Source organism: Winogradskyella sp., assembly GCF_013213975.1.
Lineage (GTDB): Bacteria > Bacteroidota > Bacteroidia > Flavobacteriales > Flavobacteriaceae > Winogradskyella.
The window spans coordinates 1-8,465 of sequence record NZ_JABSST010000102.1 but is presented as its reverse complement, the minus strand read 5'-3'; the positions used below and the strand labels follow the sequence as shown (position 1 = coordinate 8,465).

The following is an 8,465-nucleotide window of genomic DNA, read 5'->3' as shown; positions in this document are numbered from 1 at the left end:
CTTATGTGCTTCCATCAGCAGTTTCTCATCTAGATGAGGTATTAGCAATGCACAAGGGATTAACTGATATAGGGTTGATCAACGCAGCCGAAACAGTAAAAAATGAAGTGGGCGTTTTTACTGATTTTCAAGATAATGTTCGTCTGTATTTGTTCGAACTAAAGGCAAAAGTTAGTAAAGCTCAGGCGATTCAAGATATAACAAAGAGATCTAAATTTTATGCCGATCAAATACAGGTTTTATTCGATCCAATTAGAGAGAATGCTGACGAAATTGTTTCTGAGCAATCATGGAAACTTCCTAGGTATAGAGATATGTTATCTATTTAAAACAAAATCCATTGCTCAGATATGAAATAAAAAATAATATCAAATTCATTTGATGTTAACGAGAAGGCGCAATGGTTTTGAAAAGGTGAAAATAAACACGAGAAAACTTAAAAATTATGAAAACTAAAATATATACAATAGCAACTGGACTTTTCTTACCGATAGTAGGATATGCTCAAAACAATGAAACACCCATAAACAGTGGCGATACCGCTTGGATTTTAGTCGCTACCGCTTTAGTCATGTTAATGACACCCGCTGGTTTGGCCTTGTTTTACGGTGGATTAACACGAACTAAGAATGTACTAAACACCATAGGGATGAGCTATATAGCCTTTTGCCTTACTAGTGTGGTTTGGGTTACTGTGGGGTATTCCTTAGCCTTTAGTGGTGAAGGGATTATATTAGGAAATGTAGAGAATTTTTTGTTGAGTGATATAAAAATCACAGATACAATTGGAACCATACCAACCTATCTTTTTGTAGTATTTCAAGGCACTTTTGCAGCGATTGCCGTAGCAATTATTAGTGGTTCAATTATAGAACGGATCAAATTTTCTACCTGGATTCTTTTTGCATTGCTTTGGATTGTTTGTATTTATAGTCCTGTAGCTCACTGGGTTTGGGGAGGTGGTTTCCTTAGTAATTCTGGCGAACTTGACTTTGCTGGAGGAACCGTCATACATATCAATGCGGGCGTTGCTGGTTTGGTGGTAAGCCTGCTATTAGGTAAACGGAAAAAATTTGGTATGGAAGAAAAGCCCTCTTCTGTTAAATTGACCGTGTTGGGTTCAGCTTTATTATGGTTTGGCTGGTTTGGTTTTAATGCAGGAAGTCAACTAGCGGCAGATTTTATTGCAGCCAACGCATTTCTTGTTACCAATGTGGCGGCCTGTGCCGGAGGTCTGGCTTGGTTACTGTTTGAGTACAAAGACACTAAGAAACCAACCTTGATAGGCACCTCTACGGGTGTGATATCTGGACTGGTAGCGATAACCCCAGCAGCAGGATACGTGGATGTATCAGGAGCATTATGTATTGGCGTTTTAGGAGGTATTGTGGGCTACTTCGGGGCTGTAAAGTTAAAGAGAATACTTGCCTACGATGATACTTTAGATGCGTTTGGAGTCCATGGTCTTGTAGGTATTGCAGGTGCATTAGCAACAGGTGTTTTTGCTAATCCCGATATCAATATGGCTTCAGGGCTACTTTACGGTAATCCTGGTCAACTTTGGGTACAATTAAAAGCTATAGTTATTGTGGCAATATTTTCGGCAGTTGGGACCTATTTGGTATTTAAAGTAGCTTCATGGTTAAGTAAGGGTGCAAGAGTCACCGAAAACATAGAAGATTACGGTCTAGATGCTATGATTCATGGCGAGAGAAGCTTTGATTATGAAGAGGAAGGGGTTGTTTCAAACTTGACCATTAAGAAATCGGCTTAACAACATGTTGGTTTAACGAAAAAATAAAAACAAATATGAAAACAATTGACAACAATACAAAAACTCCTGTTAAGGTTAGATTAAAACCTGATGTAAAAGCTCTTTTTAGTATTATTGATTCCAATAATTCGGGCTATATAACACCAGACCAATTATGGCAATCTTTAGAGAAGCGAGGTATTTTAAGAACAGATTATCGTTTACGAAATATTCACAAAAACCTTTCTTCGACTTCTTCTGGTAGTGAAAAAAAAATCTCACTTAAACAATTTGAAGAAAGTATTTATCCTAACACTATTGTGAAAAAGGCACTTACAGGAGATCTAATCATTTCTGATTTTTCAAGCTTTACTCAAGATATGTGTGCGATCTTCAAGGAAACTAAAAAAAATAGTAATGGAAAGGTAGCTGACTATATTCCTCAACTGGCTCGGGTAGATGCAGATAAGTTTGGCTTCTCGGTATGCACAGTAGATGGTCAAAGTTTTAATTATGGAGACGCTAAAGAGCTCTTTTGTCTACAGTCTAGCTGTAAGCCAATTAATTATTGTATAGTACACGATGCACTAGGCGAAGAAAAAGTACACCAACATATAGGTCGAGAGCCTAGTGGTCGATCTTTTAATGAAATGGCTTTGAATAAAGATGGGCTGCCTCATAACCCGTTAATTAATTCAGGCGCTATAATGAGTTGTGCTTTGTTAAAGCCTGAATTGGATATGTCTGATCGTTTTGACCATGTACTTAAAACCTGGGAAGACTTGTCTGGAGGTATAAAACCTAGCTTTAATAATTCGGTATATTTATCTGAACGAAAAACAGCCGATCGCAATTTTGCTTTAGCCTATTTTATGAGTGAAAGCGATGCCTTTCCAGAAAATACTAATTTGGTCGAAACTCTTGAGTTCTATTTTCAATGTTGCTCCATTGAGGTAACGGCGTCTGCCATGGCAAATGCGGCTAGTACTTTGGCTAATGGTGGTATGCAGCCACAAACAGGACAACAGATTTTTGACCCTAATACGGTTAAAAATTGTTTGTCTTTAATGAACTCATGTGGGATGTATGATTTTTCAGGAGAGTTTTCTTTTACCATCGGATTTCCAGCAAAATCAGGAGTTTCAGGAGCACTCCTTATTGTGATTCCTAATGTCATGGGAATAGCGATTTGGTCACCCCGTCTAGATGAACATGGAAACAGTGTACGTGGGGTTGAATTTTGCAAGAAACTAACAGAACAATTCAATTTTCATAATTACGATAATTTGGTGAATAATGGAAGTAAAAAAGACCCTAGAAAGAGAAAATTTGAAACGAAAATTGATAATGTATTGGCATTGATATGGGCTGCTGCACAAGGTGATTTAGATGAAGTAAAACGGCTTGAAGCTCTAGGAGTAGATCTTAATGCAGCAGATTACGATGGAAGAACAGCCATGCATTTGGCAGCTTCGGAAGGCGAACTTGAAGTGGTTAGGTACTTGGTGAGTAAAAAAGCGAAGATTAGTCTAAAAGATAGATGGGGCACTGTGCCGCTTAAAGATGCTGAACGTGGGAATTACGAGGAAATTGTATCTTTTTTTAAACAAAGAATGTTACGAGTTAACGCATAGCATCGAAGTAAAAATAAACATAGGAATGATTGATAAAATAAAGTAATTTGTGATTTTAATTAGGATAGAAAAGGTATAAATTATTGCTTCAGTCTGAGGTTAGTTGTTATCGAACAAATGCCTGTTAATTAAAACAAATTTAAGTAGGCCATTAGTGCCAGAAATGCCTAATTTTTTTGAGATGTTAGTTCGATGATTTTCTACGGTCTTTGGACTAATAAATAACTCTTCTGAAATGACTTTGCTCGTTTTATGTTCTGCGATTAAGTTTAAAATTTTGAATTCAGAAGGTGTTAATTTATCTTTTAGGGCATCTGGGCTATCCTTTTTAGGTGCTTTGTAATCGTTCATTAAATACCCTGTTAATGAGGGTGACACATACATTTTACCTTGAGCCACTAAACGAATACAATTTACGGTGTCTTCTATAGCATTATCTTTTAAAATATAACCCTTTGCTCCAGCCGTAATTGCTTTGGAGAATACCTCATAAGAACTATTGGACGTTAAAAAAATGACTTTTGCTGGATTTTTTTCGGTTTGCAGATCAGTAGCTACTTCTAGGCCAGACTTGATAGGCATATCAATATCTAATACGATAATATCAGGCCTACAATTTCTGGCTACGGTTGTGACATTCATACCATTGCTCAAATTAGCCACAACGCTCATGTGAGGATCACTATTTATAATGTCAATTAACCCTCTTCTAAATATCGGATGATCTTCTGCGACTAAGACATTAATAGAATCGGTCATTGGGAACTATACTTCGGAACGAATCGTTCGATTATTTGATTTAAAATTATTTTATTTGGTACCTATTTAATATTATTGTTGGGTTCCATATTTTAACCTTATGGTATCAAAAATAGAAAACTTAATGATATAAACGCTTTGAAAGTCCATAAATATTGGCCATACCTTCTTTTTTTGACAGTCTGTTTGAGCGTGGCTTGTGTAGAGTCTAGAGCCAAAAAAAATCAAATTTATAACGCGCAGAGCGATAAAAGGCAAGGCTATCTTAAAAACGATAGCATTCCTACTAGCCCTAAAAACGATGGTACGTCTGTTATAAATCATTTTGGATCAATCATTCCAACAGGAACACCGTTGCGCATTAATCCAAAAATTACAAAAAAGAGATTTCTATCGCCTGCTGAGCCTATAGCAACAGGTGTATTGCCATCTACTGAATTGGTAAATAATGTTATTCCTTTTGTAAGGTTGTCATTAGAACTCCCTTTAAGCTCACTAAAACAACAAACCATTAAGAAGCATTATGACACCACCTGGGTGGTGAATACGATTGGTGACACACTACCTACAGGACGTCCTTACCGTATGGTTGGAGAACGTAAACAAAGGGTGCAACTACCAAGACAAAACGCTCTTGCCCCGAGATATAAAAATACCCTTGTTCCCTTTGACATTAAATCTCTTGATGTTACTAGTGGCCTACTAACGTCTTATGTATATTGTGTATTTCAGGATTCACAAAAGCGTATTTGGGTGGGTTCTTACAATGGGTTAAGTATGTATGATGGTCAGAACTTTACTCACTATACCAAAGAACAAGGCTTAGCTTCAAATCTCATCTACACCATCTCGGAAGATCTATCTGGAAATATTTTGATAGGAACGCGAGGTGACGGCACCAAAGGAGGCCTCTGTGTCTACGACGGTCTTTCCTTTACCAATATTAGTGAAAAAGATGGACTGCCTCATCACTTTATTACAAGTATTTATCCAGATATTAAAGGCGGGTATTGGCTTGGAACACCCCGAGGAGCTATTTATTACAATGGTACTACCTACACCTTATTTTCGACCGCAGAGGGTTTGCCTCACAATAATATACGTGCTATTACAGGCGACGATATGGGGACTATTTATTTTGCTACAGCGGCTGGTTTAGCTCTTTTTGACGGCACCAATTTTCGATATCTCACTCAAAATGATGGCCTAAAAGATAATAGTATTCAAGCACTATTTTTAGATTCTACATCTAGGCTATGGATTGGTAGTCAAAATGGCCTTCATTACTACAAAGATGACATGCTTTATCAAATTAGTGATGTTCAAGATAAAATAATGGGGATCACTGAAATTGTAGAAGATCAAGACGGTTCAATTTGGATTGCTTCTAGCGAGTCGGGGCTTTTTGAATATCGAAATAATCAATTATATGGCTATTCAGAAGAGCAAGGATTAATTAATGAGAATCTTCAAAGCCTCTATGTAGATAATGACAATCATTTGTGGTTAGCTTCTGACGGCGGCGGCTTAGGGATTTTTAGACACGATTCGTTTTCATATCTAACACAAGCATCATCTATTGGAACACCAAGTTACCACTCACTTATGGAAGATCATCAAAAAAATATTTGGATTGGGAGTAATAGTAGTGGCGTTACTATTCTTAAAGAGCATCTTGTGATGTCCTTAAATAAAACTAAGGGGCTTCTATCAAATTCAATAGAAGATATAGAAGAAGATTCTCAGGGAACGGTTTGGATAGCTACTCCCAAGGCATTAAGTGCCTATAAGGACAATACAATTACCAACTATACCATAGATCAGGGGCTTTCGAGTAATTCTGTAAGATGTGTTTATGTTGATAACCAACAACAGGTATGGGCGGGGACTACCAAAGGTATTACGGTTTTTACTGATGATGAAATACACAACTATAATGAAGAAAATGGATTTTTACACAATACAATCAATGATATTATTACAGATCGTGAAGGGAGTATTTGGATTGCTACAAATGCTGGTTTAGCTAGATATGACGGTGCAGTATTTACGTTTTATAGTGAAAAAGAAGGTCTAAGTGAAAACACCATAAATACCCTTTTTATAGACAGTACTGGCTTATTATGGATTGGAACCCTCGGAGGCGGCATTTCTACCTTTAATGGAGAGCAATTTAAAACCTATACCGCGAATGATGGAATCTCAGACAATGTGATTTGGTCATTACAAGAAGATCGCAATAACACCCTCTGGGCCACAACAGAAAAAGGCCTTACAACATTTACACCCCAAACCCAAAATACTAAAGATGAAAAACCGTATCTAATCCATTCTTATTTTGAGGCAGACGGTCTACCTGAACTGTCTTTTTTTCAGGGTGATGCTCTGCTAGATAGTAAAGGAATGTTGTGGCTTTCGAATGTGGCAAATATTACCAAGAAAAGTCCCAAAAATCCCAATCAAACACCTAGCTATCCCAGTATCCGTTTGAATAGGATTGAACTCAACGATACGTTTTATGATTTTAATGCCATTGCGCAAGGCGATTCGCTACCATTTACATACAATAAAACGCTTCCTTTTTACAACCTCCCTTTAGACTTAGTAGCCGAACCTTCTCAAAAGCAATGTTCGTTTTTTTTCTCTGCGATTGATTGGATTGCTCCTCATAATTTACAATTTAGTCATACAATAGAAGAGCTAAACCAAGGGTGGTCTAAACCTAGTCTCGAAAACAAAGCCGATTATAGGAATCTAAATTATGGCAGCTATACCTTTAAACTAAAGGCTATTGGATCTTCGGGAATTTGGAGTCCAGAATATACCTATCGATTTACAATACTTCCGCCGTGGTGGCACACCTGGTGGGCACGAGTATGTTATGCTCTTGTAGGGATATTATTAATGTATTCTTACATTAAATTACGCTTACGAAACTTAAAAAAAAGACAGAAAGAATTACTCAAAGAAGTAGAGACTGCAACCAGAGAAATACGTTTACAAAAAGAAGAAATTGAGTTACAAAAAACAGATCTTGAAGAGGCCAACACCATGAAAAACAAAATGTTTTCGGTAATAGCGCACGATCTAAGAGGACCCTTTGGTCAGCTTAAAATGGGCTTGATGCTATTGGAAGAAGGAGATCTTACTGCGGAAGAACGAACAGAAATAACGGCAATGTTAAGCCGCGATCATGTGAACACTAGTGCCCTACTAGACAACCTTCTTAAATGGTCGATAGCGCAAAAAGGAGAAATGATTTATGAGCCTACGACACATGCGATACAACCACTTGTAGCAGAAAACATAAGCCTTTTTTCTAAAGAAGCTGTACGCAAAGAAGTGCGCCTTTTCAATAAAGTGCCAGATTCCCTTACAGCCTACTTTGATAAAAATATGATACAAACCGTACTGCGTAATTTAATATCTAATGCCATAAAATTTACACAAGTTGGAGATCGTATTACCATTAATGGCAAACGAATTGGAGACTTTGTTTCTATTTCCGTTGAGGACACCGGTATGGGTATACCAGAAGACAAGGTAAACAAGCTCTTTAAAAAGAATAAAAACTTTACGACCTATGGTACCGATAATGAAAAGGGTTCTGGACTAGGACTCGAACTGTGTTACGAGCTCGTTGTAAAGAATAGAGGGACAATTGTGGTATCCAGTGTCGAAGGAGAGGGAACAACCATAGTTTTTGAGCTACCTACCGATCCTTGATAACTTTGCAGGACTTAATCATGATTATAGATTACGAATCATTTTTAGCTATCTGTTATGAAAAACATTGCTTCGGTAAACCGTATACTTGGCTAAAAAGCCAATGTGGTAAAGGCTACAATTCATGAGAGTAGTCTAGCAATTAGCGTTTAATTGTCTTTTCGAACAGTGTGTACTGCTTATGTACTGAAATAAAAAAGGTGTTATCCATAGCGGGAATAAAGGTTTAATTAATAACACAATTACTGAAATTCTTATGTAAATTCATAAGATATGTCTTTAAGTTCGTTAAAGTTCTAATATGCTATAAAGAACGTAAAACCAAAAGCTAAAACAGAAGTGATTTAACTTTTGGCTCTTGAATTCATATAGATATAAACTCTAGTTGTGGTAAGTTGTTTTAACGGCGTCTATACTTACCCATTGTTTGTCTTGTAGGTCTACTCATTGTGCTTCTTGAAGGTGTGTGTGTGTTAAAATGTGGCCTTATACTTGGTCTGTAATTTGGCTTGGTGGCTGGCCTTGGCATAGGTCGGGGCGCAGGAGCTGGTTTCGGCATTGGCTTTGGAGTAGGATTTGGCCTTGGCATAGGC

5 protein-coding genes and 1 pseudogene are annotated in these 8,465 nt (G+C 37.3%); 4 read left to right on the top strand and 2 right to left on the bottom strand.

All coding sequences use genetic code 11. From position 1 onward, the window contains the following. The 3 genes from HRU49_RS13170 to glsA form a co-directional block, all read left to right on the top strand. Window positions 1-329, top strand: a 329-nt coding sequence (locus HRU49_RS13170; protein ID WP_296357918.1) for a hypothetical protein, incomplete at its 5' end; no start/stop codon positions are given. Between the two features lie 116 nt (window positions 330-445). Then, window positions 446-1,774: an ammonium transporter gene (locus HRU49_RS13165; protein WP_296357916.1), complete on the top strand. Its 1,329-nt coding sequence runs from the start codon at window positions 446-448 to the stop codon at window positions 1,772-1,774. A 35-nt stretch (window positions 1,775-1,809) separates the two neighbouring features. Next, window positions 1,810-3,387 (top strand): glutaminase A, encoded by a 1,578-nt coding sequence (glsA, locus tag HRU49_RS13160; RefSeq protein ID WP_296357915.1) that lies wholly within the window; start codon window positions 1,810-1,812, stop codon window positions 3,385-3,387. A gap of 99 nt (window positions 3,388-3,486) precedes the next feature. On the opposite strand, the gene HRU49_RS13155 is transcribed toward glsA, so the two are convergent. Further along, window positions 3,487-4,146, bottom strand: coding sequence for a response regulator transcription factor (locus HRU49_RS13155; RefSeq protein WP_296357913.1), 660 nt, complete (start codon window positions 4,144-4,146; stop codon window positions 3,487-3,489). Window positions 4,147-4,338: 192 nt separating this feature from the next. Here HRU49_RS13155 and HRU49_RS13150 point away from each other — a divergent pair, with 192 nt between their 5' ends. Then, window positions 4,339-7,872, top strand: a complete 3,534-nt coding sequence (locus HRU49_RS13150) for a sensor histidine kinase (RefSeq protein WP_296357911.1) — start codon at window positions 4,339-4,341, stop codon at window positions 7,870-7,872. Window positions 7,873-8,272: 400 nt separating this feature from the next. Here the strand turns inward: HRU49_RS13150 and HRU49_RS13145 are convergent. Beyond that, a pseudogene (locus HRU49_RS13145) lies at window positions 8,273-8,465 on the bottom strand (hypothetical protein); the annotation flags it as partial.